Source organism: Pseudomonas sp. GGS8 (assembly GCF_024168645.1).
Classification (GTDB): domain Bacteria; phylum Pseudomonadota; class Gammaproteobacteria; order Pseudomonadales; family Pseudomonadaceae; genus Aquipseudomonas.
Window position 1 is genome coordinate 2723292 of sequence record NZ_JALJWF010000001.1, and the last position, 23996, is coordinate 2747287.

The following is a 23996-nucleotide window of genomic DNA, read 5'->3' on the forward strand; positions in this document are numbered from 1 at the left end:
GATTTCAATGCAAGTAATGCGTGGCTGGGCGACTCGATACGCACCGTGGGTCGGCCTGGTGGGCATCCTTGGTTCCGTGCAGGAAGCATTGGCCGGTGATTACGAAGGTTCACCTCAGGTGGCCGAGTTCGTCGGTGAAATGACCCGCGACTACGGCTTTGCCGGTGAACAGCTGATGGGCGTGTTCCGCGAAGCCGAGCGCAAACAGTCGATTCTGGACGCGATCTCCAAACCCGCCGAACGCGTCAAGCAGTGGAAAGAATATCGCCCGATGTTCATCACCGACGCGCGTATCGCCCGTGGCGTGGACTTCTGGCGTCAGCACGAGGCGGTACTGGCCCGCGCCGAGCAGGAATACGGCGTGCCGGCGCAGGTGATCGTTTCGATCATCGGCGTCGAGACCTTTTTTGGTCGCAATACTGGTAATTATCGGGTGATCGACGCCTTGTCGACCCTGGGTTTCGACTATCCTCCCCGTGCCGATTTCTTCCGCAAGGAATTGCGCGAATTCCTGCTGCTGGCCCGTGAAGAGCAGGTCGACCCGCTGACCCTCAAAGGCTCCTACGCCGGGGCCATGGGGTTGCCGCAGTTCATGCCGAGCAGTTTTCGCGCCTATGCCGTGGATTTCGACGGTGACGGCCACATAAATATCTGGACCAACGCCGATGATGCCATCGGCAGCGTCGCCAGTTATTTCAAGCAACACGGCTGGGTCGCCGGCGAACCTGTGGTCAGCCGTGCCGATGTGCGCGGCGATCAGGTGGACGACGGGCTGACCGACGGCATCGAGCCGACGAAAACCGTCGGGGAGTTGCGGGCGCTGGGCTGGTCGAGTCATGATGCGCTGCGCGATGATATGCCGGTCACGGCTTTCCGCCTGGAAGGTGACAATGGCCCCGAATACTGGATGGGCCTGACGAATTTTTACGCGATCACGCGTTATAACCGCAGCGTGATGTACGCCATGGCTGTACATCAACTGTCTGAACAGCTGGTCCAAGCACGGGGCGTCAAGTAATGCGGGCATTGCCTATGAATAAACCCCTGAAGCTCATGGCATTCGCCGCGTTGACGGTGTTGGTCGCCAGTTGTTCGACCAGCCGCTCGCCGATTCAGAAGTCCTCTACCGCCGTTCGTTCGGCCCCAGGCCTGGACATCAACCGGGCTCACAAGGATGGCGCACCCTGGTGGGACGTCGACGTATCGCGCATCCCGGATGCCACGCCGACCCTGCACAGCGGTCCTTATAAAGCCAACCCGTACACCGTGCTGGGCAAGACCTACTTCCCACTGCAAGAGTCCAAGCGTTACGTCGCTTCGGGCACGGCGTCCTGGTATGGCACCAAGTTCCATGGCCAGAACACCGCCAACGGCGAGGTGTATGACCTGTATGGCATGAGTGCCGCCCACAAGACCTTGCCATTGCCAAGTTACGTTCGGGTGACCAACCTGGACAACAACAAGACGGTGATTCTGCGGGTCAATGACCGTGGGCCGTTCTATTCGGACCGGATCATCGACTTGTCCTACGCGGCCGCCAAGAAGCTCGGCTACGCTGAAATCGGCACGGCGCGGGTCAAGGTCGAAGGCATCGACCCGCAAGAATGGTGGGCGCAGAAAGGTCGTCCGGCACCGTTGATGCTCAACGAGCCGCAAGTGGCGCAAAATGCCGCGCCGACCGTGACTGCCTCCACTGGCACCGTCGAGCAATGGACCCCACCGCCGCAGCAACACGCCGCGGCCGTTGTACCTGTGCAGATCGATGCAAAAAAAAACGCTTCTGTACCAGCCTCTGGCCAGTATCTGCAGGTGGGCGCGTTCGCCAACCCGGACGCTGCAGAACTCCTGAGATCGAAGCTCAGCGGGATGGTGAGCGCTCCGGTGTTCATCAGCTCGATCGTGCGTAACCAACAGACACTGCATCGGGTGCGCATGGGGCCGATCGGCTCTCCAGGTGAAATCCAGCAAGTGCAGAACAGCGTGCGGCTGGCCAATCTCGGTTCGCCGAGCCTGGTCACCGCCGAGTAACACGTAGTACCTGATTGACGGTTCGCTTGCGGTTTGGGGGGCGAACCGGGTTGTTGGCTCGTTGAAGAACAAAAGCCCGGCAAGGGTTACAGAGTGAGCAACTGAACACGTGACAGCTTTTAAAAAAGTTGTCTGATTAGTTTTGCCCTAGGGCAGTTTCCATTAGCGATTTCGAGAGACGGATGAACATCACCACCTTTGCCAAACGCCTGTGCCTGCTAGTCCCGCTGCTTCTCTCACCCGCGGCTTTCGCGGTCGAGATGATGCCGTCGCCACCGCAACTGGCCGCCAAAGCCTACGTACTCATGGACGCCAGCAGCGGCAACGTGCTGGTAGAGAACAACGGTGACCAGCGTCTGCCGCCGGCCAGCCTGACCAAGCTGATGACCGCGTACATCGCGACCCTGGAAATCCGTCGTGGCCAGATCGGCGAAAACGATCCGGTGACCGTCAGCGAGAACGCCTGGCGTACCGGCGGTTCGCGGATGTTCATCAAGGTCGGCTCGCAAGTCACCGTCAGCGACTTGCTGCACGGCATCATCATTCAGTCGGGCAACGACGCCAGTGTTGCGCTCTCCGAGCACATCGCCGGCAGCGAAGACGCATTCGCCGACCTGATGAACAAAACCGTTGCTGATCTGGGCATGACCAATAGCCACTTCATGAACCCGACCGGCCTGCCGAACCCGGAGCACTACTCGTCGGCTCACGACATGGCCGTGCTGGCTCGCGCGATCATCCACGAAGACCCGGCTCACTACGCGATCTACTCGCAGAAAGAGTTCTTCTGGAACGGCATCAAGCAGCCTAACCGCAACCTGCTGCTGTGGCGCGACAAGACTGTCGACGGCCTGAAAACCGGTCACACCGACGAAGCCGGCTACTGCATGGTGTCTTCGGCCGTACGTGATGGCATGCGCCTGATCGCCGTGGTGTTCGGTACCAACAGCGAAGTGGCCCGCGCCGCTGAAACCCAGAAGCTGCTGACCTACGGTTTCCGTTTCTTCGAAACCCAGACCTTCTATCAGAAAGGCGCCGAGCTGGCTCAGGCACCTGTCTGGAAAGGCACCACCAATCAAGTCAAGGCCGGCCTGGCTGAAGACCTGACCATGACCTTGCCCAAAGGCCAGCTGAAAAAGCTTGCTGCCAGCATGACCATGAACCCGCAACTGGTTGCGCCTATCGCCAAGGGCGACGTGATCGGTAAAGTTGAAGTGAAACTGGACGACAAAGTGGTGCACAGTGCCGACCTGATCGCTCTGGACGCGGTCGACGAGGGTGGTATCTTCCGCCGCATGTGGGATAGCATCCGTCTATTCTTCTACGGCTTGTTCAACTGATAGTGTGCACCTGCATGGCCCCGCGCTGATCCGGCGCGGGGCCATGCTGTCGCCACGGCTTACGCTTACGAGGCCGTTACGCCATGACCGATACCGAAGTAAAGGCACCTAAGATCGAATTTCCCAACGTTGATTACCCGGTTAAGGTGATCAGCGATACGGGTGTAGGCAACAAAGACAAGATCATCGAGATCGTCAAGAAACACGCGACGATCAACGATGAGCGCGTTGATGAGCGCCAAAGCACCAACGGCAAGTACACCACGATTCAGTTGCACATCGTTGCCACCGACCAGGACCAGCTGTACAACATCAACAGCGAACTGCGGGCTACCGGCTTCGTGCACATGGTGCTGTGATGCCTGGCACGCTGGGCTTTCGCGAACTCGGCCAGATGGCTTACGAGCCAGTCTGGCATGCCATGCAACGCTTCACCAACGAACGCGGCATCGATGCCGCCGACGAGATCTGGCTGGTGGAACACCCACCGGTGTTCACCCAGGGCCAGGCCGGCAAGGCTGAGCACCTGTTGCTGCCCGGGGATATTCCGGTGGTGCAGGTCGATCGCGGTGGTCAGGTGACTTACCACGGTCCGGGCCAATTGGTGGCCTACCTGTTGCTGGATGTCCGCAAGCTGGGGTTCGGCGTGCGTGACCTGGTCAGCCGCATGGAGCAGTGCCTGATCGAGTTGCTGGCCAGTTACGGCGTGACCGCATCCGCCAAACCGGATGCACCGGGTGTCTATGTCGATGGCGCGAAAATCGCGTCCTTGGGTCTGCGGATCCGCCACGGTTGTTCCTTTCATGGCCTGGCCCTGAACGTGGATATGAACCTGGAACCGTTTCGACGGATTAATCCCTGCGGCTATGCCGGGCTGGCGATGACCCAGCTGCGCGATCACGCAGGACCGATTGAATTTGCCGAGGTAAGTGCCCGGCTGCGCGCGCAGCTCGTCAAACACCTCGACTATGCTGAGCAGACGACCCTAACGGGCGGAATCGATTGATATGACTACTGATGCAGTGCAAACCATGATCCCGACGCTCGATGTCACCGAACGTCCGGCCCCGCGTGCCAAGGTTGAAGCCGGCGTCAAGCTGCGCGGCGCCGAGAAGGTTGCACGCATCCCGGTGAAGATCATCCCGACCACCGAACTGCCGAAGAAACCCGACTGGATTCGCGTGCGCATCCCGGTTTCCCCGGAGGTCGACCGCATCAAGGCCCTGCTGCGCAAACACAAGCTGCACAGCGTTTGCGAAGAAGCATCCTGCCCGAACCTGGGTGAGTGCTTCTCTGGTGGCACCGCGACTTTCATGATCATGGGCGACATCTGCACCCGTCGTTGCCCGTTTTGCGACGTTGGTCACGGCCGTCCGAAGCCGCTGGACGTGAACGAGCCGGAAAGCCTGGCCATTGCCATCGCCGACCTGAAACTGAAATACGTGGTCATCACCTCGGTAGACCGCGACGACCTGCGTGACGGCGGTGCCCAGCACTTTGCCGACTGCATCCGCGAAATCCGCAAACTGTCGCCGAACGTACAGCTCGAGACCCTGGTCCCGGACTACCGTGGTCGCATGGACATCGCGCTGGAAATCACCGCCGCCGAGCCGCCGGATGTGTTCAACCACAACCTGGAAACCGTGCCGCGCCTGTACAAGGCTGCGCGTCCGGGGTCGGATTACCAGTGGTCGCTGACCCTGCTGCAACGCTTCAAGCAGATGATGCCGCACATTCCAACCAAGTCCGGCCTGATGCTGGGCCTGGGCGAAACCGACGAAGAAGTCATCGAAGTCATGAAGCGCATGCGCGAACACGACATCGACATGCTGACCCTGGGTCAGTACCTGCAACCGTCCCGCAGCCACTTGCCGGTCCAGCGCTTCGTGCACCCGGACACCTTCGCCTGGTTCGCCGAGGAAGGCTACAAGATGGGCTTCAAGAACGTCGCTTCCGGTCCGCTGGTACGCTCCTCGTACCACGCCGACGAGCAGGCGAAGCTGGTCAAGGCCGAATTGATGTCGTCCTGATTCCGCGCTGAGAAAAGAACACGCCCGCAAGGTTAAGCCTTGCGGGCGTTTTCATTGGCGGTGCCCACATCCTCTTCAGTCTTTTCCTGCAAGCCGTGGTGCGACCGACCCTCTTTTGTTTATTCCCGTTCCTGACTACTGTGTGCTGAAGCGTTCATACAGGGAGAATCATGGATGACTGCTCGACCGACCCACACCCTTTGTCCTCACGTCCCTGTTCCGGCCTTGCCGCCTGCTGGGCTGATCGGCGTCATTGCGCCTGCCGGCCCTGCTGCCCTGGACACTGATAAAGCGATTGCCTGGATGCGTGCTCGCGGCTATTCGCTGCGAGTATTCCCCGGCGTTTACGAGAAAGACGGCTACCTGGCCGGCAGCGACGATGTGCGGCTCAATGACTTGCACGCGGCATTTGCCGACAGCGAAGTCGACGCCATCATCTGTTTGCGTGGCGGTTACGGTTCGCCGCGTTTGCTCGATCGTATCGATTTCGAATTACTGCGCAACAACGCCAAGCCGTTCATCGGCTATAGCGACATCACTGCACTGCATCTGGCAATCAGCCGTTATGCGGGTTTCGTGACGTTTCACGGCCCGATGCTCAATGCCGATCTGCTGGGTGACAAGCAGAAACCCACCGAGTCCTCGTTTTTCAACCTGTTGCGCGGGCAGGTGACGGCGGACAGCGTGCTGGCGCACCCGGTGGCTTATCCATTGACGACCCTCTCGCCAGGCATCGCTCATGGACGTTTGCTGGGGGGCAATCTGTCGATGATCGCCGCGACCATGGGCACGCCTTACGAGATCGATGCCGAGGGCGCCATCCTGTTCATCGAAGACATCAACGAGCCGCTGTATCGCATCGATCGGCTGCTGACCCATTTGCGTCTGGCCGGCACGCTGCACAAGTTGCGCGGGGTTCTGGTGGGGGATGTGGCGGGAGTGGACACAATCGCGCTGGAGGGCTTGCTCAAGCAGACCTTCGCATCGTTGCGCATACCCGTGCTGGCGGGGTGGCGCAGCGGGCATTGCGACCCGAACCTGACTTTGCCCATGGGCGCGTTAGTCAGGCTGGATGCGGGGAACAAGACGTTGGTGCTGGAGCAGGATGTGGTGATCAAGCGTTAGATCGTTATTGCCTGCCAGCCAGTCTTCGCGGGCAAGCCCGCGATGCTTTTAGCGGTTACGCAAACCTTCGAGCAACTTGTGCGTCGGATACCCATCCGCCGGCCAGCCAAACGACTGCTGCGCGCTGCGGATTGCTTTACGGGTATTGGCGCCGATGATGCCGTCAGCGGTGCCGGCGTCGTAGTTCCGGGCGCTCAGCAGGTTTTGCAGCTCGATTCGCTCGGTACGGCTCAGCGGCAAGTCATCTTTTGGCCATAGACCATTGATCAGGCCACCGCCATTGATACGCTCAGACAACAGGCTCACGCCCAAGGCGTAGGACGAAGAGTTGTTGTACTTGAGGATTGCGCGGAAGTTATCGAAGATCAGGAATGCCGGGCCGCGATAGCCTGCCGGCAGGAGCAGGGCGGCCGACAGGTGTTCGGAACCCACCGGAACCTGGCCACCATTGGGCAGGGTGACCCCCAGTTGCTGCCACTCGGCGACGCTTTTGCGAATCGCGCCATCGGCCAGGACGTAGTTGAAGCCACTCGGCAGTTGTACTTCGAAGCCCCACGGCTGGCCTTTCTGCCAGCCAGAGCTTTGCAGGTAGTGCGCGGTCGAGGCCAGTGCATCCGCGGCGCTGTTCCAGATGTCACGGCGGCCATCGCCGTCGAAGTCTACGGCGTGGGTGTTGTAGGTGGTCGGGATGAACTGGGTCTGGCCCATGGCGCCAGCCCAGGAACCGAGCATTTTCTCGGGTTCAATATCGCCCTGTTGCAGGATTTGCAGGGCCGCGATCAACTGCGCATGGGCAAAGCCTGGGCGTCGACCTTCATAAGCCAGGGTTGCCAGGGAGTTGATGACTGACTTGTTGCCCTGGAACTGACCGAAGTTACTCTCCATGCCCCACACCGCGACCAGTGCCTGGCGGTCGACGCCGTAGCGCTGTTCGATGCTTTGCAGGATATCGGCGTACTGGTTGACCAGTGCCTGACCTTTGCGCACCCGCAGCGGTGACAACGCGCCATCGAGGTATTCCCACACCGGGCGAGTAAATTCGGGTTGGCTGCGGTCAGCACTGATCACGCTGGCGTCCACGCTGACATTGGCAAAGACGCGGTCGAACAGGTCGGCGCGAATGCCGGCGTCGAGGGCGTCTTTGCGAAAACCCGCCTGCCATTCGGCAAAGGTCTGGGTGGGTTGGATGTCGAGATTCTCACCGGTCGGAACCACCGGCGGAATGACCGCAGGGGCCGTGGCAACGGTGCGGGTCTGAAGCGGCTGGGCGTCGGCGGCGGTGGGTTTTTCCGCGCAGGCGACAAGCAGAACGAGGCTGGAGGCAGCTATCAATTGGCGAAGGTGCCAACGACGGGAAAGACAAAGGGGCATGCACAGGTCCAGAGGATACGAATCAGGTGCAGACCTTAACATGTTGAGCGATGGCTTGCCTTTCAGGCCGCCAGAAAGTAAGAAGCCTCCCAGCTATTAGACTGGAAGGCTTCGCGGCGGTAGCTGCCTTTGCCCTTGCCGGCTCGCTCCTGACGGCTGCGGAACAGTGGCTGGGCGATGATGGACTTGGCCTTGTTGGGGCCATGCTTGGATGGCTTTTTGCTCATGATGATCTCTCGCAAGTGAGTGGATTTTGCGGAGCAAATCATCGGCCGAAGTTGGGGTTCTGTCTAGTCCCTAGGATGTGTAGGAAATGATGACCTGTGGCGAGGGAGCTTGCTCCCGTTCGGCTGTGCAGCAGTCGTAAAACCGGTGAACACGGATTACCTGAAGCGTCGCGGTGTCTGGTTTCGGGGTCGCTTCGCAACCCAGCGGGAGCAAGCTCCCTCGCCACAGAGGTTGGTGCAGGCTGGAAAACAGGTTATTCGGCAGGCAACGACAATCTTTGCCCAGCCATCAACAACGTCAACCGGCTCAAGCTCATCCACGGTGAGCCCGCCGCCTGGCCTTTGATCTGCGCGTCGATACGCTGTGCTTCAAGCAGCAATTGCGCCCAGCGTTGCGCCGAGTAGCGTTGCAGTGCCTTGCTCATCAGCGGTTTGCGTTTGTCCCAGACCGGTGGTCGGGCCTGGCTGAAGGCTTTGTCCAGCGGCACGCCCTGGCTGTATTGCAGCGACAGGTTGGCCAGCAGGCGCAGTTCACGGGCCAGCGCCCAAAGAATCACCGGCGGTTCGACGCCTTCGCCGCGCAGCCCTTCGAGCATACGCAGGGCATGAGCGGCTTCGCCGTTGAGGATCGCATCGGTCAAGCCGAAAACATCGAAGCGCGCGCTATCGGCCACCGCCGCTTGCACGGTTTCGACGGTGATCTGACCACCTTCGGCCATCAGCTTGAGCTTTTCGATTTCCTGGGCGGCAGCCAGCAAGTTGCCTTCGACCCGGGCGGCGATCAGTTCGACAGCGTCCTGGCTGGCGGAAAGCCCGGCCTGGGACAGTCGTTGACGAATCCAGCTCGGCAACTGGTTGGTGTCCACGGGCCAGATCTGCACGAACTGGGTTTGCGGACCTTCGACCAGCGCCTTGCCCCACTTGGTTTTCTGCGCACTGCCATCAAGCTTGGGCAAGCTGATCAGCAGCAGCGTGTCTTCTGCCGGGCGCGAGCAGTACTCGATCAGTGCGGCGGCGCCTTTGTCACCAGGTTTGCCGGAGGGCAGGCGCAGTTCCAGAAGGCGTTTTTCGGCGAACAGCGACATGCTTGCGCCAGCCTGCAGCAGCGTACCCCAGTCGAAACTGGCGTCGGCGGTGAATACCTGACGTTCATCGAAACCTTGTTGGCGAGCAGCGGCGCGAATGGCGTCGGCGGCTTCCTGGCACAGCAATGGGTCATCGCCACTGATGATGTAGACCGGCGCAAGAGCGCCTTGCAGGTGTTTGCCGAGTTGGGCGGGGGCGAGTTTCATAAGAAGAGGCGAACGGGGCGCCTGAGCGCCCCGTAAGTCTTACTGATGCGGCAGTTCGACAGGCGACTGACGCGGAGTCTCCGCTTCAGCCTTCTGCGCTGCTTCCAGCGCGGCGGCTTCAGCCTTGGCCCGGGCGTCGGCGGTCTGTTGCAGCTGTTCCAACTGAGTCGGGGTGAGCTGTTGCAGACGCAGCATCATGCGTTGAACCAGCTCACGACGAATCTCGCGGCGGGCATCGTTGGCTTCCTGGTCGGAACCTACCAGGTTGTTGCCATCGTGGATGAACACCTTCTGCACTTCAAGCTTGTCGCTCAGCAGTGGCAGGTCACCCTGACCACGGATGTCGTAATTGAGCACGGTGTTCACCTGGTACTCGCCAGTACGACCGGCACCGGCATAGCTGAGGATACGCTGGCTTTCCTGCTCATCGGTCAGCACCAGTTTGTAAGGTGCGCCGGTGTAGACCCTGACGCCGCTGCTTTCCAGAATCTGACGCAATTGTGTCACGGTTTCGCCGTAAGCATTGCGGGCGCTCAGGTCGAGTTCCTTGATCGCCAGTTCGGTGGTACCGGTGCCACGCAGGTGGAAACCGCAGGCGCTCAGCAGGACTGCAAGGCCCATCACCAGCAAATTGCGTTTGATCATCTTGTTGCTCCCCTTGAAACCATGTGGGCCGGTCAACCGGCCCGAAAGGTTTTACTCGGCGCCAGGCTCACCTGACGCCCGATCCAATTGTTAGCTGGCGACGATATTGACCAGTTTCCCGGGCACTACGATCACTTTGCGAATAGTCAGGCCATCGACGAAGCGCAGGACGTTTTCGTTAGCCCGTGCAGCGGCTTCGACTTCTTCGCGGCTGGCGCTGGCCGGCATTTCGATGTGGCCGCGCAGCTTGCCATTCACTTGAATGACCAGTTGCAGGCTGTCCTGTACCAAGGCGCTTTCGTCCAGCACCGGCCAACCGGCATCGATGACCGGATCGGCGTGGCCCAGGCGATGCCACAGCTCGTGGCTGATGTGCGGGGTGATCGGGGCCAGCAGCAGAGTCACGGTTTCCAGACCTTCGTGAGTCAGCGCGCGATCCTGTTCGGTGCCTTGCGGGGCTTTTTCCAGTACGTTCATCAGCGTCATCACCTGGGCGATGGCGGTGTTGAATTTGTGGTTCTGGCCGACGTCGTGGCTCGCCTGCTTGATGGCCTGGTGAATCGAACGCCGAATGGCTTTCTGCTCGTCGTTCAGGCTGGCGACGTCCAGTTTGCCCGGCAGGCCCTGAGTGACGTGCGCTTGCGCCAGGCGCCAGACGCGCTTGAGGAAACGGTGTGAACCTTCTACGCCGGAATCGGACCATTCCGCGCTCATGTCGGGCGGCGAGGCGAACATCATGAACAGACGGCAGGTGTCTGCGCCGAACTGGTCAATCATCGACTGTGGATCGACGCCGTTGTTCTTCGACTTGGCCATCTTCTCGGTGCCGCCGATTTCCACCGGCAGGCCGTCTGCGATCAGCTTGGCGCTGATGACCTTGGCCTTGCTGTCGCGTTCGAGTTCGACGTCCGCCGGATTGAACCAGGTGTAGGCACCATTGGCTTCGCGACGGTAGTAAGTCTCGGCGATTACCATGCCTTGGGTCAGCAGGTTCTTGAACGGCTCGTTGGAGCTCACCAGGCCTTCGTCGCGCATCAGCTTGTGGAAGAAGCGCGCGTAGAGCAGGTGAAGAATCGCGTGTTCGATGCCGCCGATGTACTGATCCACCGGCAACCAGTGGTCGGCCGCCGATTTTTCCACCAGGCCACCTTCAAAGTGCGGCGAGGCGTAACGGGCGTAGTACCACGAGGACTCGACGAAGGTGTCCATGGTGTCGGTTTCACGCTTGGCCGGTGCGCCGCATTTCGGGCAAGTGCACTCGTAGAACTCGGGCATGCGTGCCAATGGCGAACCAGCGCCATCGGGTACGACGTCTTCCGGCAGCACCACGGGCAGTTGATCTTCCGGGACTGGCACATCACCGCAAGTATCGCAGTGGATGATCGGGATCGGGCAGCCCCAGTAGCGTTGACGGCTGATGCCCCAGTCGCGCAGGCGGAACTGGGTGCGTGAGGCGCCGAGGTTTTTCTTGATCAGCGCAACTTCAATGGCGTCGAACGCGCCAGCGAAGTCGAGGCCGTCGAACTCGCCGGAGTTGATCAGCGTGCCGTGTTCGCCGTAGGCGTCCTGCCACGGGGCAGGGTTGGTGTCACCTGAGCTTGTGCGCACCACGGACTTGATCGGCAGGTTGTACTTGGTGGCGAATTCAAAATCACGCTCGTCATGCGCGGGAACCGCCATGACCGCGCCATCACCGTAGTGCATCAGCACATAGTTGGCGACCCACACCGGGAGTTTCTCACCGGTCAGCGGGTGCTCGACGAACAGCGAGGTCGGCAGGCCTTTTTTCTCTTGGGTGGCGACGTCGGCTTCAGCGACGCTGCCGCCCTTGCATTCAGCGATGAATGCTTGCAGCTCAGGGTTGTTCTGCGCGGCCAGGGCGGCCAGGTGGTGTTCGGCGGCCACGGCAACGTAGGTCGCGCCCATCAGGGTGTCCGGACGGGTAGTGAAGACTTTCAGCGCGCCGGGTTCGCCGATGGAGGCGACGTCGTACGGGAACTGCACTTCCATGCCGCGGGATTTGCCGATCCAGTTGCGCTGCATGGTCTTGACCTGTTCAGGCCAGCCAGTCAGTTCGTCGAGGCTCTCCAGCAGCTCATCCGCGTAAGCGGTGATCTTGAAGTAGTACATCGGGATTTCGCGCTTTTCGATCAGCGCGCCGGAACGCCAGCCGCGACCGTCGATCACTTGCTCGTTGGCCAGAACGGTCTGGTCGACCGGGTCCCAGTTCACGGTGCCGCTTTTTTTGTAAATCACGCCTTTTTCGAACAGGCGAGTGAACAGCCATTGTTCCCAGCGGTAGTAATCGGGCTTGCAGGTGGTCACTTCGCGCGACCAGTCCACCGCCAGGCCCAGACTGCGCAGCTGGCTTTTCATGTAGGCGATGTTTTCGTAGGTCCACTTGGCGGGCGCTACGTTGTTTTTCATCGCGGCGTTTTCTGCCGGCATGCCGAAGGCGTCCCAACCCATGGGTTGCAGGACGTTCTTGCCTTGCATGCGCTGATAGCGGGAGATCACGTCGCCGATGGTGTAGTTGCGCACGTGCCCCATGTGTAGCTTGCCGCTGGGGTAAGGGAACATCGACAGGCAGTAGAAAGTCTCCTTGCCTGGCTGTTCACTGACTTCAAAGGACTTTTGCTCGTCCCAGAACGACTGGGCGGCGGCTTCGATTTCACGGGGCTGATATTGTTCGTGCATGGCTACTTTTGAACTGAATAGGGGTGGCCTAATCCTCTTCAATGCAACGCTGGACGGTGATGACGCCAAATCGGCGTTTCGGTGCCCAGGCGAGCTGGAAGTGGAGTTACAGGAAGCGCCGTAGCATACATGACGGCACTCTACCGAGGGAAACCCTGATTACACGCACGGGCGCGGCCAATTTCCGCCCCGAGGGCCGTTGGTCGCGGCGCTCAGCCGGTTTTTTCAGCGAAGCTAAGCTCTAAAAGGGGAGTGAGTCTTATCTTCAATGAGGTGATGGATGGTTGATTCACAGCAAAAAGCTGCAAAACCGGAGCTGTACGAAAGACTGATCGACCGTCTCGCAATGGCCCTGGACGCGGCCAAAACCGCTGGACGGCTTCGCGACGAGCGTCCCCAGGAGCTGGAGCTGCGTGGTTTGACCCCCGCAGAGTTTGAACTGGTCAAGGCCTATCTGGAGCGCAGTGAACGTGAAACGCACGGATGCTTGTCAGCAGCAGTGACGCAACTCGAGGCACCACGTACGGCCGAGATCATCTGGCTCAAGGATAAGGCACCCGGCGGAGGCGCGGTAAAGGCCCGGTCTCTGCAGTTCAAGTAAGGGCACTTGAAACCATGCCAAATGGTTTTTTGAAACAAAGTCCTTCCGCATTTGTTGTCGCATTGCGTCAACCCACTTAGGCTTCGGGCATCTATGGAGATGCCCGATGCCTTTTCGTTATTTCATTAAACAACTTCTATTGCCTCCTGGCGTTCTTTTGCTGTTACTGGTGCTCGCCTGGTGGTGGCGCCGCTCAAGGCCCAGGCTGGCGGGAGCGTGCTTCGCTATGGGCGTGGGCGGCTTCTGGTTGATGAGCCTGCCAGTCATGGTGGAGTGGAGTGCCAGGGTTCTGGAGCGCGAGCCGCCGCTCGTGCGTGAGGAATGGGCCACCTTGGGCCAGCGTGCCGACGCGATCGTGGTGCTGGGTTCCGGGCGTGAGCGTGGCGACCTGGCCTGGGGCGTCGACCAGCCCACCGGCGTAGGTCTTGGGCGCGAGCGTTATGCCGCGCGTCTGGCCAAGGCTTCCAGCTTGCCGATTCTGACCAGCGGTGGCCTGCATTACGGTACACCGCCGACTGAAGCGCAGCTGATGGCGGATTCGTTGCTCGATGATTTCGGCGTGACGGTGCGCTGGCAGGAAGGGCGCAGCCGCACAACCTGGGAAAACGCGCAGTTCAGCGCCCAGGTGTTGTTACCGCAAGGGATCAAACGGGTGGTGGTCGTGACTCAGGCGTGGCATATGCCGCGGGCGGTCTGGAGCTTTGAGCAGGCCGGATTTGAGGTGGTGCCGGCGCCGGTGGGGTTTTTAGGCGTGGACAATGCCCGACCACTGGGTGGCTGGATGCCGGAATTCAAATCGATCTGGCAATCGGGGCAGTTGATGAATGAGGCCGTGGGGCAGGTCGGGTATTGGATGTTCTATCGAGGCGAGCCCGTTGAGGAGTGATCATTCCCACGGGGGAATGATCACCAGGCCTGAGTTAAACGGTCTTCGCCATCCGGTTGGCCATCAACGCCCAGCCAAACAACAGCACGCAAATGATGATCAACGGCCACGAACGCCATTGCAGATACGGCGTCAGGTTATGCATTGGCACCACTTCGCCGTACAGAATGCCGCGTTCGAACTGCGGGATCCGGGTGGTGATCTGGCCGAACGGGTTGATCAGACCGGTCACGCCATTGTTGGTGGCGCGGATCATCCAGCGGCCGGCTTCTAGTGCGCGCATCTGCGCCATCTGCAAGTGTTGCAGCGGGCCGATCGAGGTGCCGAACCAGGTGTCGTTACTGATGGTCAGCAGCAAATCGCTGCGGGCGGCGAGGCCGGCGGCGAATTCCGGGTAGACCACTTCATAACAGATGTACGGCGCAATCTGATAACCCTTGGCCTGCAGCAGTGGTTGATCGGCCGGTCCACGGGCAAAGTCGGACATCGGCAGGTCGAAGAACGCGATCAGGCCGCGCAAGACTTCCTGCAACGGAACGTATTCGCCGAATGGCACCAGTTTCTGCTTCAGGTAAGTGCCATCGCCTTCACCGACCACGGTAATGCCGTTGAAGTAACGCTTCTCGTGACGGACTTCCTGGCGAATCGGCACACCGGTAATCAGTGCGGATTTACGCTCTGCAGCGAAACTGCCCATCATGTTCAGGTAACCCTCGGCGGACTCCTTGAGCACCGGGATCGCCGTTTCTGGCCAGATCAGCAGGTCGACGGTTTTGGAGCTGAAACTCATGTCGCGGTACAGCGCCAACTGCGCGTTGATCTGCGACGGGTCCCATTTCATGCCTTGTTCGATGTTGCCCTGAATCGCCGCGACGCTTAGCGGCGCACCCGAAGGGCTGGTCCAGGCATGCTCCTTGAGCGCCATGCCGATCACCCACGGGCCGGCCAGCAGCAACACGCCTGCGGCAATAAAGCCTTTGCGAGCGCTGCGAATCAGGCGCGGTGCGTTGTAGATCAACGCGGCGGTCAGGGCCAGCGCGAAGGAAATCAGCCATATCCCGCCGACCGGCGCGAGCCCGGCCAATGGGCCGTCGAGCTGGCTGTAACCGGAATAGAGCCACGGGAAACCGGTGAGGAACCAGCCGCGAAAAGCTTCCTGACCTACCCATAACGCCGCAAACGCCAGAGCATCGGCCAGCGGCGCTTCGTTACGGCGCAGCCAGCGCGCCCAAATCCAGGCGGGCAGGGCGAAGAACCAGGCAATCGCTGCGGTGAAGAGCAGCATCAAGAACCCGGCCAGCAGTACAGATGCGCCGCCGAAGTTGTGAATGCTGTAGTAGATCCAGCTGGTTCCGCCGGCAAACAGGCCGAAACCGAAACACCAGCCACGGCCCAGGGCCTGACGGGGGCTCAGTTCGCGCAAACCGGCGTAAAAGAAACCGACCGCCAGCAATGCCAACGGCCAGATATCGAATGGCGCCAGGGCCAGGGTGGTGAGTGCACCGGCCGCCACGGCCAGCAGGTTACCGGGCCAGCCGGGGCGGGTCATCCAGCGCATTTCTTTCCTTAATTTTTACCGGGCGATTGGTGTCAAACGCAGCAAATGAATCCGACGGCTGTCGGCGTTCAGGATGCGGAAGCGATAGGCGCCGATTTCAGTGATTTCGTTGCGTTTTGGCAAGTGCCCGAACGCGCTCATCACAAGACCGCCGACGGTGTCGAATTCGTCGTCGGAGAATTCGCTGTCGAAGAACTCGTTGAAGTTCTCGATCGGCGTCAGGGCCTTGATCAGGAAGTCACCGCTGGGCAGCGGCTTGATGTAGCTGTCTTCTTCGACGTCATGCTCATCTTCGATGTCACCGACGATCTGTTCGAGCACGTCTTCGATGGTCACCAGGCCAGCCACGCCGCCGTATTCGTCAATGACGATGGCCATGTGGTTATGATTGGCGCGGAACTCGCGCAGCAGCACATTCAGGCGCTTGGACTCGGGCACGAAGGTGGCCGGGCGCAGCAGGTCCTTGATGTTGAAGCTGTCGCCGTTCTCCTTGAGGATCAACGGCAGCAAGTCCTTGGCCAGCAACACGCCCATCACGTCATCGTGGCTTTCGCCGATCACCGGATAGCGGGAATGGGCCGAGTCGACCACGGCGGGCAGGAACTCGCGAGGTGTCTGGGTCGCCTTGATGCTGATCATCTGCGAGCGCGGGACCATGATGTCCCGTACTTGCAGGTCTGCAACCTGGATGGCGCCTTCGACGATGGCCAGCGCTTCGCTGTCCAGCAACTTGTTTTGGTGTGCATCACGCAGCAGCTCCAGCAGCTCCTGGCGGTTCTTCGGCTCGTGGGCAAAAGCCTGGGTGAGCTTACCCAACCATGACTTCTGCCCGTTGCTCGATCGATCTTCGCTCATAGCGATTACTCTGAATCCTTTGTTGTAACGATAGGGGATGTGTCTGTTTCGTCGTCCGCATAAGGGTCCGGATGACCCAGTTCTGCAAGCAACGTTCGTTCCAGTGCTTCCATTTCTTCGGCTTCGTCATCATCTATATGGTCGTAACCAAGCAGATGCAAGCAGCCGTGAATGACCAGATGCGCCCAATGGGCGTTGAGTGCCTTGCCTTGTTCGGCGGCTTCGCGTTCGACCACGGCCACGCAGATCACCAGATCTCCCAGTAACGGGATATCCAGCAACTCGTCCGGCACGTCGGCCGGGAATGACAGCACATTGGTGGCGTAATCCTTCTGCCGCCAGGTGCGATTCAGTTCGCGGCCTTCTTCTTCATCGACCAGGCGAATGGTCAGCTCGGAGTCGGCGGTGCGTTGGCGCAGGGCCAGTTCGCACCATTGACGGAACTCGGCTTCACTCGGGGCAGGTGCGTCGCTGGCCAGTTGCAGATCAAGCTCAAGCATCGCGTGGGGTGTCCTTTGGCGCGACATCGGCAGCGCGATTTTCGAAGCGCTCGTACGCCTCGACAATGCGTTGCACCAGCGGATGGCGCACTACGTCCTTGGGTTGGAAGTGGGTGAAGCTGATGCCCGGAACGTCCTTGAGCACTTCGATCACATGATGCAGCCCGGACTTGGTGCCGCGTGGCAGGTCGACCTGGGTGATGTCACCGGTGATGACCGCCGTGGAGCCAAAGCCGATCCGGGTCAGGAACATCTTCATCTGTTCGACGGTGGTGTTCTGGCTTTCGTCGAGGATGATGAAGCTGTTGTTCAGCGTGCGACCGCGCATGTAGGCCAGCGGTGCGACTTCGATCACCTGACGCTCGATCAGCTTGGCGACGTATTCGAAACCGAGCATTTCGTAGAGCGCGTCATAGAGCGGGCGCAGGTACGGGTCGATTTTTTGCGACAGGTCGCCGGGCAGGAAGCCGAGTTTTTCACCGGCTTCAACCGCCGGACGCACCAACAGAATGCGACGAATCTGTTCGCGCTCCAGTGCGTCTACCGCACAGGCAACAGCCAGATAGGTCTTGCCGGTACCGGCGGGGCCGATGCCGAAGTTGATATCATTACCGAGGATTTCCTTCACGTAGCGCAGTTGATTCAAGCCGCGAGGGCGAATCATGCCTTTTTTGGTGCGCAAGGCGACGGACGGTTCGGCGGGGGAGTGGTTGTCCAGTTCCTCGACGGCCGATTCCTGAAGGAACAGGTGAACCATGTCCGGCGACAGCTCGGTACCCTTGGTTTCCCGGTACAGGCGGCGCAGGAGGTTTTCCGCGGAGGTGGTGTGCTTGGGCTCGCCGATCAATTCGAACTGGTTTCCGCGGTTGCGGATCTCGATGGTCAGGCGCTGTTCGATCAAGCGCAGATGCTCATCGAATTGCCCGCACAGATTGGCGAAGCGGCGAGCTTCAAAAGGCTCGAGGATGAAGCGATGTGGTTCTATGGGTGCGTTCAAGGTCGTATTTAGCCGCCCTGGGGCAATATTGATGAAATAAAGGATAACGCCAGTCGCCTGGGTGCGAAAGCTCTTAAATAAGATGCAGGTTGACGCTTAATCTGTGGCGAGGGGGCTTGCCCCCGTTCGACTGCGAAGCAGTCGCAAAATATTCGGGATCGCTTCGCGATCCAACGGGGCGGTGCGGCGTTCCGACAAGCCCCCTCGCCACAAAAGCCCGGCTCCCACAGGTGACGAGGTATTACTGGATCAGCGAGCCCCGCAGCGAGTGCGGTTGCGCGGCGTCGATGTGCACGTCGGCGAACTGGCCGATCAGGGTCGGATTGTCGCAGCGGAAGTTGACGATACGGTTATTCTCGGTGCGACCCTGCAGTTCGCCGGGGTCTTTTTTCGAGTAATCGGTGACCAGAATCCGCTGAACGGAGCCCACCATTTGTCGGCTGATCTCGAACCCTTGCTGGTTCAGGCGATGTTGCAGGGCATTGAGGCGTTCTTTTTTCAGCTCTTCCGGCGTTTCGTCGACCAGATCGGCGGCCGGGGTGCCCGGGCGCTGGCTGTAGACGAACGAGTAGGAGAAGTCGAAACCGACGTCTTCGATCAGTTTCATGGTCTGTTCAAAGTCTTTCTCGGTCTCGCCCGGGAAACCGACGATGAAGTCCGAGCTGATGCAGATCCCCGGCACGGCGGCCCGCAGTTTGCGCAGTTTGGACTTGTACTCCAGCGCGGTGTGGTTGCGCTTCATCGCCGCGAGGATTCGGTCGGAGCCTGATTGCACCGGCAAGTGCAGGTGTTTCACCAGTTCCGGCACGTCGGCGTGGGCCTGGATCAGGCTGTCGGAGAACTCCAGCGGGTGCGAAGTGGTGTAGCGAATCCGGTCGATGCCATCGACAGCGGCGACCACGCGGATCAATTCCGCCAGGTCGGCCAGGCGACCATCGTGAGTGGTCCCGCGATAGCCGTTGACGTTCTGCCCCAGCAAGGTCACTTCGCGCACGCCGTTTTCGGCCAGGTGGATGATCTCGGCAATTACGTCGTCGAACGGTCGGCTGACTTCTTCACCGCGGGTATAAGGCACCACGCAGAAGGTGCAGTACTTGCTGCAGCCTTCCATGACCGACACGTAAGCGCTCGGCCCATCGATGCGTGGTTCGGGCAAGTGGTCGAATTTTTCGATTTCCGGGAACGAGACATCGACTTGCGGCAGTTTGGTAGCGCGCGCGGCGTCGATCATTTCCGGCAGACGGTGCAGCGTCTGCGGGCCGAACACCACGTCGACATAGGGAGCGCGATCACGGATGGCCGCGCCTTCCTGACTGGCCACGCAACCGCCGACGGCGATGACCATTTCCGGATTGGCCAGTTTCAGTTCGCGCCAGCGGCCGAGCTGGGAATACACCCGGTCCTGGGCACGTTCGCGGATCGAGCAGGTGTTGAGCAGGATCACGTCGGCGTCTTCAGCGCGAGCGGTGACTTCCAGGGCCTGGTGTTCACCCAACAGATCGACCATGCGCGAGCTGTCGTACTCGTTCATCTGGCAACCGTGGGTTTCGATGTAAAGCTTCTTGGCCATGGACAGAGTCATCACGTGATTCAAAGAACCGCACATTATAGGGAACATGTCCCAAGGTTCCTACCGCTGCGCGTCCGGTGGCTATGCTATAGTTCGCGCCCTCATTTTTATCCCCGATGTGTTACCCGCCCACCATGACCAAACGTGAAGCTCCAATCTACAAGGTGATTTTCCTCAATCAGGGCCAGGTGTTCGAAATGTACGCCAAGCAGATCTATCAAAGTGATCTGTGGGGCTTCCTGGAAGTGGAAGAGTTCGTCTTTGGCGAGCGTACGCAAGTGGTCGTCGATCCGAGCGAAGAAAAGCTCAAGGCTCAGTTCGAAGGCGTTGTGCGCAGTTTTGTGCCGATGCATTCGATTGTGCGCATTGATGAGGTCGAACGCCTCGGCACGCCGAAAATCAGTGAAGCCCGCGGCGCGGTCGGCAATGTCATGCCGTTTCCGATGCCGATGCCTGAGAAGTAAGCAGCAGGTTTAGTGGTTGGAGGAGGTTGTTGTGGCGAGGGGGCTTGCCCCCGTTGGGCTGCGAAGCGGCCCTGAATTCAGTCACTGATCCCTTCCAGACAGACCGCGGCTGCTGACTTTACGACTGCTGCGCAGCCGAGCGGGAGCAAGCTCCCTCGCCACAGGGGGGCATGTTCAATTCAGGGAAGTGGCGAAAACGGCGTACGCCCATCGGCGCTTTGCAATTCCATCAGGTATTTACGGAAAATTTGCCCCAGCACCTGGGTAGCAACTTCCAGGTCTTCGCGGGGCATTTTCTCGGCGACTTCGTCGGCGGTATCCAGTGCCTCTTCGGCGCCGTTGACTGCGGCCATTTTCAGCACGATATACGCCTGAACGTTATTGGCCGGTACGCCTTCGCCATGGAAGAACATGGTGCCGAGTTTGAATTGCGCCTGGGCATGGCCTTGCAGCGAGGCCTTTTCGAAGTAGCTCAGGGCTTTATTGAGGTCGCGCGGCGCGTTTTTGCCTTCGTAGTAGAACTCACCCAACTCGTATTGCGCTTGCGCATCCCCTTCATCCGACGCTTTCTGGCAGGCGGCGAGCGCTTGCGTCAGGTCTTGCGGCTGAGTATTGAGGGTGCAGCGACCCATCGCCGGGATCAACAACGAGTTGCCGCCTGCTTGTGCGAGCGCGAGCAGGGGCTGAAGGAGCAACAGGCAGCCCAATGCAAGGGTGCGGCCGGTGCGGTTCATGGGAATCGACTTACCTCTGAGGGGCGCGCGGACCCGTCGAGGGATCCAATAAGCGCGCATTATGAAATAAGCAGGGCCAACCTTACAAAGTCTTTACTCGTTTTTCTGCTGCGCGGGGACTATATCACCCACTTTGCGGGCGATTATTGGCAGGTGAGTAGGAAAAAGGGCACGCATGTAGGTGAAAGCTGACGCTGGCAAACGCCAACGTCAGCGTCGTAGCTTTACTTCAGCGCGGCGAAGGCACGCTCGGCGGCGTCCAGCGTCAGTTTCAACTCGGTTTCGCCATGGGCGATCGAGGTGAAGCCGGCTTCGAAGGCGCTCGGCGCCAGGTACACGCCGCCTTCGAGCATCAGGTGGAAGAAGCGTCCAAACAACTTCGCATCGCTGGCCATGACGTCATCGAAGGTGACGATGTCGTCGGCGCCACTGAAGTACAGACCGAACATGCCACCGGCCTGAGTGGTCACGAACGGAATGCCGGCGGCGTCGGCACGCTGTTGCAGGCCATCGAGCAGGCGACCGGTGTAGTCGCTCAGCTCGGCGTGGAAGCCGGGACGACTGATCAGGCGCAGCGTGGTCAGGCCCGCCGCCATCGCCAGCGGGTTACCCGACAACGTACCGGCCTGGTAGACCGGGCCCAGTGGCGCGATGTGTTCCATGATTTTGCGTTTACCGCCGAAGCAGCCCACCGGCATGCCGCCACCGATGATCTTGCCGAAGGTGCTCAGGTCGGGTGTTACGCCGTAATAGGCTTGGGCACCGCCGAGGGCGACACGGAAACCGGTCATCACTTCGTCGAAAATCAGCACCACGCCGTGCTTGTCGCACAGGGTCCGCAGGCCTTCGAGGAAACCCGGGGCCGGTGGTACGCAGTTCATGTTGCCGGCCACGGGCTCGACGATGATGCAGGCCACGTCCTGGCCGACTTCGGCGAGCAGGGCTTCAACTGCGTCGATGTCGTTGAATGGCAGGGTCAGGGTGTGCTTGGCGAACGCCGCCGGTACACCGGCCGAGCTCGGTACGCCTTGGGTAAGGGCGCCGGAACCGGCCTTGACCAGCAGGCTGTCGGAGTGGCCGTGGTAGCAGCCTTCGAATTTGATGATGCTGTCGCGACCGGTGAAACCACGAGCCAGACGGATCGCGCTCATGGTCGCTTCGGTGCCGGAGCTGACCATGCGCACCATTTCCATGGACGGCACGATCGAGCAGACCAGGTCGGCCATCTCGGTTTCCATCGCGGTCGGGGCGCCGTAGGACAGACCGTGCTCCAGCTGCTTGCGCACCGCGTTCAGTACGTCCGGGTGGCTGTGGCCGAGAATCATCGGGCCCCAGGAACCGACGTAATCCACATAACGCTTGTCGTCTTCGTCGGTGACGTAGGCGCCTTCGGCGTGTTTGAAGAACAACGGCGTGCCGCCAACGCTCTTGAACGCACGAACAGGCGAGTTCACGCCTCCGGGGATGTGTTTCTGGGCATTGGCAAACAGGGTTTCGGAACGAGACATTATTTGGCTCTCAAAATCAGGATTTGAACAATTCGTTAAAGGCGCGGGCGCGACGCGTCACTTCAGCCGTGCTCTCGGCGCCAAACAGGCCATGCACCACCGCCAGCAGATCAACGCCGTGGGCCACCAGCGGGGCGGCGTTGTCCAGGGTGATGCCGCCGATCGCGCAGACCGGCAGGTGCAGCTTGCTGCGGGCCTGGTCGAGCAGGTCGAGGCTGCACGCCGGTGCGCCGGGTTTGGTGTTGGAATTGAAGAAGCGGCCGAAGGCGACATAACTGGCGCCTTCCTTGGCGGCTTGTTCGGCGAGCTCGAGTTGCGCGTGGCAGGTCGAACCGATGATCGCCTGACGCCCGAGCAGTGCTCGCACTGGCATCAACGGGCCGTCAGTCTGACCCAGGTGCACACCGACATTCAGGCGCGCGGCCAGTTCGGCGTCGTCATTGATGATCAGTTGGGTCTTGTAGCGTTCGCACAGATCACGCAGGGCTTCGGCCTCGCGCAGGCGGCGGGCCTCGTCGCTGCTTTTGTCGCGGTATTGCAGCAGGGTGACGCCGCCTTCGAGCGCCGCCTCCACGTACGAAAGAAATTTACCGGCCAGTAACTGGCTGTCGGTAATGGCGTACAGGCCACGTAGTTTCATCGGACAAGCCTCTGCGCTTTACGCATCGAAAGTTACGAACAGAAATCCAGCGGCAGGCGGCGGGGCACGAACTGGCCTTTGCCCAGCTGTTCCGCATCTCGCAGCGTGCGCCAAGTGTAGTCAAGCGCGCTCTGTACGGCACTGACGAGGTGTTCACCCTGGGCCAGACGACCGGCTAGGGCGCTGGCCAGCGTGCAACCGGAACCGTGATAACTGCCGGGCAGGCGCTGGCAGGTAAAGGTTTCGCGGCGACCGTCGCGGCTGTACAGGCGGTTGTGGATTTCGTGTTCGTCGCCATGGCCACCGGTGATCAGCAGGTGTTTGACGAATGGCAGGAGTTTTTCCGCGCATTCGTCGGCGGTGCCTTCGGGCAGTTCGGCGAGGATGCGGGCTTCGGGAAGGTTAGGGGTGGCGATGATCGACAACGGCAGCAAGCGTTCGCGCATGGCGTAGCCGACTTCGTCCTTGCCCAGTCGTCCGCCACCGCCGGCGCGCAGCACCGGGTCGCAGACCACCGGCAAATGCGAGTGCACTGAAAGCAGTTCGACCACGGTGTCGACCATTTCCAGGGAACCGAGCATGCCCAGTTTGACGGCGGCGACTTCAGAGTCGTTGAGCACGGCATTGGCCTGGGCCAGTACCCACTCGCGATCGAGCACGCGGAAGTCAGTGACGTTGACCGTGTCTTGCACGGTCAGGGCGGTGACGGCCGGAGCCGCATGGCAACCCTGAGCGAGCAGGGCTTCGATATCTGCCTGCAAGCCGGCGCCACCACTTGGGTCGTGGCCGGAGAGACAGAGGACAACGGGGCGAGAGCTGTAGATATTCATGGTGCGCGAGCTTACCACCAAACATGTTTTTCGGGTGTTGTGGCAGCCATCGCGGCCGCTACAGATGTTCACCACCCGTAGCCAACAGCTCTAACTCA

Annotated in this window: 24 protein-coding genes; 10 read left to right on the forward strand and 14 right to left on the reverse strand. The window is 60.3% G+C overall.

Annotation, left to right across the window (positions count from 1 at the left end):
- Positions 1–7: 7 nt before the first annotated feature.
- From mltB to J3D54_RS12190, 7 genes are all read left to right on the forward strand, one after another.
- On the forward strand, positions 8–1018 hold the full coding sequence (gene mltB, locus J3D54_RS12160; RefSeq protein WP_253418329.1) for a lytic murein transglycosylase B: 1011 nt from the start codon (positions 8–10) through the stop codon (positions 1016–1018).
- A complete protein-coding gene (locus tag J3D54_RS12165; protein ID WP_253418332.1) occupies positions 1018–2028 on the forward strand; it encodes a septal ring lytic transglycosylase RlpA family protein in 1011 nt (336 codons plus the stop codon). The genes mltB and J3D54_RS12165 overlap by 1 nt, the downstream gene beginning before the upstream one ends.
- A 182-nt stretch (positions 2029–2210) precedes the next feature.
- Entirely contained in the window at positions 2211–3368 is a 1158-nt protein-coding gene (locus J3D54_RS12170) for a D-alanyl-D-alanine carboxypeptidase family protein (protein ID WP_253418336.1), read from the forward strand.
- A gap of 83 nt (positions 3369–3451) precedes the next feature.
- Entirely contained in the window at positions 3452–3727 is a 276-nt protein-coding gene (locus J3D54_RS12175; RefSeq protein WP_247254612.1) for a DUF493 domain-containing protein, read from the forward strand.
- Entirely contained in the window at positions 3727–4374 is a 648-nt protein-coding gene (gene lipB / locus J3D54_RS12180) for a lipoyl(octanoyl) transferase LipB (protein ID WP_253418338.1), read from the forward strand. The genes J3D54_RS12175 and lipB overlap by 1 nt, the downstream gene beginning before the upstream one ends.
- Positions 4375–4399: 25 nt before the next feature.
- A complete protein-coding gene (gene lipA / locus J3D54_RS12185) occupies positions 4400–5398 on the forward strand; it encodes a lipoyl synthase (protein ID WP_162130334.1) in 999 nt (332 codons plus the stop codon).
- A gap of 174 nt (positions 5399–5572) precedes the next feature.
- On the forward strand, positions 5573–6523 hold the full coding sequence (locus J3D54_RS12190) for an LD-carboxypeptidase (RefSeq protein WP_253418341.1): 951 nt from the start codon (positions 5573–5575) through the stop codon (positions 6521–6523).
- A 48-nt stretch (positions 6524–6571) separates the two neighbouring features.
- Here J3D54_RS12190 and J3D54_RS12195 read toward each other — a convergent pair whose 3' ends face one another.
- From J3D54_RS12195 to leuS, 5 genes are all read right to left on the reverse strand, one after another.
- Positions 6572–7894 (reverse strand): lytic murein transglycosylase, encoded by a 1323-nt coding sequence (locus J3D54_RS12195; protein WP_253418344.1) that lies wholly within the window; start codon positions 7892–7894, stop codon positions 6572–6574.
- Between the two features lie 62 nt (positions 7895–7956).
- A complete protein-coding gene (gene arfA / locus J3D54_RS12200; RefSeq protein WP_003176285.1) occupies positions 7957–8121 on the reverse strand; it encodes an alternative ribosome rescue factor ArfA in 165 nt (54 codons plus the stop codon).
- A 254-nt stretch (positions 8122–8375) separates the two neighbouring features.
- Entirely contained in the window at positions 8376–9413 is a 1038-nt protein-coding gene (gene holA / locus J3D54_RS12205) for a DNA polymerase III subunit delta (protein ID WP_253418348.1), read from the reverse strand.
- Positions 9414–9452: 39 nt separating this feature from the next.
- Positions 9453–10058: an LPS assembly lipoprotein LptE gene (lptE, locus tag J3D54_RS12210; protein ID WP_253418351.1), complete on the reverse strand. Its 606-nt coding sequence runs from the start codon at positions 10056–10058 to the stop codon at positions 9453–9455.
- Positions 10059–10148: 90 nt separating this feature from the next.
- Positions 10149–12755, reverse strand: a complete 2607-nt coding sequence (leuS, locus tag J3D54_RS12215) for a leucine--tRNA ligase (protein WP_253418354.1) — start codon at positions 12753–12755, stop codon at positions 10149–10151.
- A gap of 280 nt (positions 12756–13035) precedes the next feature.
- Between leuS and J3D54_RS12220 the strand changes: the two genes are divergently transcribed.
- Positions 13036–13356, forward strand: coding sequence for a hypothetical protein (locus J3D54_RS12220; protein ID WP_253418357.1), 321 nt, complete (start codon positions 13036–13038; stop codon positions 13354–13356).
- A gap of 106 nt (positions 13357–13462) precedes the next feature.
- Positions 13463–14242 (forward strand): YdcF family protein, encoded by a 780-nt coding sequence (locus J3D54_RS12225; RefSeq protein WP_253418360.1) that lies wholly within the window; start codon positions 13463–13465, stop codon positions 14240–14242.
- A gap of 34 nt (positions 14243–14276) precedes the next feature.
- Here the strand turns inward: J3D54_RS12225 and lnt are convergent, their stop codons facing one another.
- The 5 genes from lnt to miaB form a co-directional block, all read right to left on the reverse strand.
- The gene (gene lnt / locus J3D54_RS12230; protein ID WP_253418362.1) at positions 14277–15800 is read right to left on the reverse strand and encodes an apolipoprotein N-acyltransferase; all 1524 of its coding nucleotides are present in this window, start codon (positions 15798–15800) and stop codon (positions 14277–14279) included.
- Between the two features lie 15 nt (positions 15801–15815).
- Positions 15816–16655, reverse strand: a complete 840-nt coding sequence (locus J3D54_RS12235; protein WP_007909641.1) for an HlyC/CorC family transporter — start codon at positions 16653–16655, stop codon at positions 15816–15818.
- 5 nt (positions 16656–16660) lie between these two features.
- Positions 16661–17155 (reverse strand): rRNA maturation RNase YbeY, encoded by a 495-nt coding sequence (gene ybeY, locus J3D54_RS12240; RefSeq protein WP_253418364.1) that lies wholly within the window; start codon positions 17153–17155, stop codon positions 16661–16663.
- Entirely contained in the window at positions 17148–18152 is a 1005-nt protein-coding gene (locus J3D54_RS12245; RefSeq protein WP_253418366.1) for a PhoH family protein, read from the reverse strand. The genes ybeY and J3D54_RS12245 overlap by 8 nt, the downstream gene beginning before the upstream one ends.
- 241 nt (positions 18153–18393) lie before the next feature.
- Positions 18394–19722, reverse strand: coding sequence for a tRNA (N6-isopentenyl adenosine(37)-C2)-methylthiotransferase MiaB (gene miaB / locus J3D54_RS12250; protein ID WP_253418368.1), 1329 nt, complete (start codon positions 19720–19722; stop codon positions 18394–18396).
- A gap of 134 nt (positions 19723–19856) precedes the next feature.
- On the opposite strand from miaB, the gene J3D54_RS12255 reads away from it, so the two are divergent.
- Positions 19857–20186 carry a DUF1820 family protein gene (locus J3D54_RS12255; protein WP_003185742.1) on the forward strand — a complete coding sequence of 110 codons (330 nt, stop codon included), beginning with the start codon at positions 19857–19859 and terminating at the stop codon, positions 20184–20186.
- A 179-nt stretch (positions 20187–20365) separates the two neighbouring features.
- Here the strand turns inward: J3D54_RS12255 and J3D54_RS12260 are convergent, their stop codons facing one another.
- From J3D54_RS12260 to J3D54_RS12275, 4 genes are all read right to left on the reverse strand, one after another.
- Positions 20366–20920 (reverse strand): tetratricopeptide repeat protein, encoded by a 555-nt coding sequence (locus J3D54_RS12260; protein ID WP_007937389.1) that lies wholly within the window; start codon positions 20918–20920, stop codon positions 20366–20368.
- A gap of 224 nt (positions 20921–21144) precedes the next feature.
- Positions 21145–22428 (reverse strand): glutamate-1-semialdehyde 2,1-aminomutase, encoded by a 1284-nt coding sequence (gene hemL, locus J3D54_RS12265; protein WP_253418370.1) that lies wholly within the window; start codon positions 22426–22428, stop codon positions 21145–21147.
- A 16-nt stretch (positions 22429–22444) separates the two neighbouring features.
- Complete coding sequence (gene thiE / locus J3D54_RS12270) at positions 22445–23068, reverse strand: thiamine phosphate synthase (protein WP_253418372.1); 624 nt, start codon at positions 23066–23068, stop codon at positions 22445–22447.
- Positions 23069–23100: 32 nt separating this feature from the next.
- Positions 23101–23898 carry a hydroxymethylpyrimidine/phosphomethylpyrimidine kinase gene (locus J3D54_RS12275; protein WP_253418374.1) on the reverse strand — a complete coding sequence of 266 codons (798 nt, stop codon included), beginning with the start codon at positions 23896–23898 and terminating at the stop codon, positions 23101–23103.
- Positions 23899–23996 lie beyond the last annotated feature (98 nt).

What these genes read in the sequence shown, in the direction of transcription:
- thiE (WP_253418372.1), bottom strand. Translation starts at nt 23,068, where the DNA reads ATGAAACTACGTGGCCTGTACGCCATTACCGACAGCCAGTTACTGGCC.
- lipA (WP_162130334.1), top strand. Translation starts at nt 4,400, where the DNA reads ATGATCCCGACGCTCGATGTCACCGAACGTCCGGCCCCGCGTGCCAAG.
- J3D54_RS12195 (WP_253418344.1), bottom strand. Translation starts at nt 7,894, where the DNA reads ATGCCCCTTTGTCTTTCCCGTCGTTGGCACCTTCGCCAATTGATAGCT.
- J3D54_RS12260 (WP_007937389.1), bottom strand. Translation starts at nt 20,920, where the DNA reads ATGAACCGCACCGGCCGCACCCTTGCATTGGGCTGCCTGTTGCTCCTT.
- J3D54_RS12235 (WP_007909641.1), bottom strand. Translation starts at nt 16,655, where the DNA reads ATGAGCGAAGATCGATCGAGCAACGGGCAGAAGTCATGGTTGGGTAAG.
- J3D54_RS12220 (WP_253418357.1), top strand. Translation starts at nt 13,036, where the DNA reads ATGGTTGATTCACAGCAAAAAGCTGCAAAACCGGAGCTGTACGAAAGA.
- lipB (WP_253418338.1), top strand. Translation starts at nt 3,727, where the DNA reads ATGCCTGGCACGCTGGGCTTTCGCGAACTCGGCCAGATGGCTTACGAG.
- miaB (WP_253418368.1), bottom strand. Translation starts at nt 19,722, where the DNA reads ATGGCCAAGAAGCTTTACATCGAAACCCACGGTTGCCAGATGAACGAG.
- J3D54_RS12255 (WP_003185742.1), top strand. Translation starts at nt 19,857, where the DNA reads ATGACCAAACGTGAAGCTCCAATCTACAAGGTGATTTTCCTCAATCAG.
- J3D54_RS12165 (WP_253418332.1), top strand. Translation starts at nt 1,018, where the DNA reads ATGCGGGCATTGCCTATGAATAAACCCCTGAAGCTCATGGCATTCGCC.
- J3D54_RS12275 (WP_253418374.1), bottom strand. Translation starts at nt 23,898, where the DNA reads ATGAATATCTACAGCTCTCGCCCCGTTGTCCTCTGTCTCTCCGGCCAC.
- J3D54_RS12175 (WP_247254612.1), top strand. Translation starts at nt 3,452, where the DNA reads ATGACCGATACCGAAGTAAAGGCACCTAAGATCGAATTTCCCAACGTT.
- mltB (WP_253418329.1), top strand. Translation starts at nt 8, where the DNA reads ATGCAAGTAATGCGTGGCTGGGCGACTCGATACGCACCGTGGGTCGGC.
- lnt (WP_253418362.1), bottom strand. Translation starts at nt 15,800, where the DNA reads ATGCGCTGGATGACCCGCCCCGGCTGGCCCGGTAACCTGCTGGCCGTG.
- hemL (WP_253418370.1), bottom strand. Translation starts at nt 22,428, where the DNA reads ATGTCTCGTTCCGAAACCCTGTTTGCCAATGCCCAGAAACACATCCCC.
- lptE (WP_253418351.1), bottom strand. Translation starts at nt 10,058, where the DNA reads ATGATCAAACGCAATTTGCTGGTGATGGGCCTTGCAGTCCTGCTGAGC.
- J3D54_RS12170 (WP_253418336.1), top strand. Translation starts at nt 2,211, where the DNA reads ATGAACATCACCACCTTTGCCAAACGCCTGTGCCTGCTAGTCCCGCTG.
- arfA (WP_003176285.1), bottom strand. Translation starts at nt 8,121, where the DNA reads ATGAGCAAAAAGCCATCCAAGCATGGCCCCAACAAGGCCAAGTCCATC.
- holA (WP_253418348.1), bottom strand. Translation starts at nt 9,413, where the DNA reads ATGAAACTCGCCCCCGCCCAACTCGGCAAACACCTGCAAGGCGCTCTT.
- leuS (WP_253418354.1), bottom strand. Translation starts at nt 12,755, where the DNA reads ATGCACGAACAATATCAGCCCCGTGAAATCGAAGCCGCCGCCCAGTCG.
- J3D54_RS12190 (WP_253418341.1), top strand. Translation starts at nt 5,573, where the DNA reads ATGACTGCTCGACCGACCCACACCCTTTGTCCTCACGTCCCTGTTCCG.
- ybeY (WP_253418364.1), bottom strand. Translation starts at nt 17,155, where the DNA reads ATGCTTGAGCTTGATCTGCAACTGGCCAGCGACGCACCTGCCCCGAGT.
- J3D54_RS12225 (WP_253418360.1), top strand. Translation starts at nt 13,463, where the DNA reads ATGCCTTTTCGTTATTTCATTAAACAACTTCTATTGCCTCCTGGCGTT.